Below are 1742 nucleotides of genomic sequence, written 5' to 3'. Positions count from 1 at the left end.
ATATCAACTCCGAATTTGTCATTTTTCTCGGCGTAGCCTACGTTATATACCGAAGTCTTGGGCTGTATCGCATTCATCGGCACCAAACCGTCATCATCTGTTAAAATTTTACCCTTTTGTTTCGTAAATTTATATCCTACATAAAATCCGCCCAGGCTATCCGAGAGATCGCTTAGATTAAATTTAGAGCTTATCTCTATGCCGTTTACCTTAGCTCTTTGTCTATTTACGTTTTGATACATATCGAAATCAAGCGCGCTATTTGCGTTCGTATTTACCCTTTTGGTGCCTTGATATTCCAGATCTAAGAAGTCTTGATAGTCCGTCTTAAATCTACTAAGCGTGATAAAACTCTGACTTTCGCTATGAAATGTAACGGCCACCTCTTTGGTTTTGGCTATTTCAGGTCTTAGATCCACATTCGGCTTTATCGTAAAATCTGGATGCTTAAACGCAAGATATAGCTCGTCCGTAGTAGGGGCTCTAAAGGCTTTTGAATACTTCGTTTGAATTCTTACGAACTCAAGTGGATTAAAATTTAAACCCACGGCGTAGGAGTTGTTTTTATACTCCTTCGGCTTTGACATATACTCTATATTTCGCTCAGCATTCGTTGCATTCAGCGCATCGACTTCGGCTTGCTTTGCTAGGTATGCGTTCCTGGCTGCCACATAATCCGACCAATTTGGATAGTCGCTCCACTTAGGCTCTGGAAGTGGATTTTTCGCAAGCGGTATAAATAGCCCCTCAACCATACCGTCAGGGATCTTTGGAGTCTTGCCCGGAACATAGCCCGGCTTATATCTTACTCTATCGTATCTATAGGCTAGATTGAAATCAAAAAAGTCATTTACTATAACGTCGTCCGCTACGTGAAAGACTCCGTTTTTGCTTTCGACCGGTATTAGAAACGATGTTTCAGGTTCGGTTTTGGGGCATTTTAATGCATTACCGGCATCTGCACCTTGGCAATCACCTGGAGCGGTATCCGCCCACCATTGAGGATTCGTAGCGTCAAAACCCGCTCTATTTACCATAGATTTATCGGTTTTTATATATTTTAGTCCATATGAAAGGCTATTTTCCACACTCAAAAGATTAAAATCTTTGCTAAAATCTAGATCAAACTGCTTAGTATCGGTATTTAGATCCCTTTCCTTCCAATCTCTTTCAAGATAGCCCTGTGAGTTTGGTAAAAGCATACTAAATTCATTAGAATCTTGTTTGACTATACCATTAGTATAACTAGGTTTAATTACCTTATATCTCTTTCCATTTAAGGTCTCTTCGTGTATATCGAATTCATAATTCTTTCCGTTTGAACCCGTAAAATTATAGGTTGGACTATTCAAAGGCAGACTCATTTTTTCTATTGGATCGGAATTGCGAGGAATTCTATAAAGCGTTAACGGACCGTTACAATTAAATTCTTCGCAGTTTAATTTCATATCGCTTATACTTGGAATACCATAGCCCGATAAATACGTTTTTCCATTTGAATCAATTAATCTCGTCATTCCTCCCGGGCCGCCTCTATCTATGTTAAATTCGTTTCCGTTTGAGTCTACTATATTGTTGTTGCCATCTCTTTTTATTATAGGATTTGCTATTTCTGCGCAGTTATCGCCCCTGCAATACTCCTCCGTTCTAGCTCTTTGTTTGATTCTTTGATTAGAGAATGAAAATTTTACGCTATCCCAAAGCGGCGTTTCGGTAAAATTTTCGTAAGCGATACCTCTATT

At 39.2% G+C, this 1742-nt stretch carries 1 protein-coding gene; it reads right to left on the bottom strand.

The features are described 5' to 3' along the window. A partial coding sequence (locus tag Q0095_RS01320) for a TonB-dependent receptor (protein WP_297880644.1) occupies positions 1–1352 on the bottom strand: 1352 nt, incomplete at its 3' end. Positions 1353–1742 lie beyond the last annotated feature (390 nt).

This window comes from uncultured Campylobacter sp. (genome assembly GCF_938045535.1).
Classification (GTDB): domain Bacteria; phylum Campylobacterota; class Campylobacteria; order Campylobacterales; family Campylobacteraceae; genus Campylobacter_B.
Note: the sequence above shows the minus strand (reverse complement) of the source record. Positions and strands in the feature narration are given on the sequence as shown.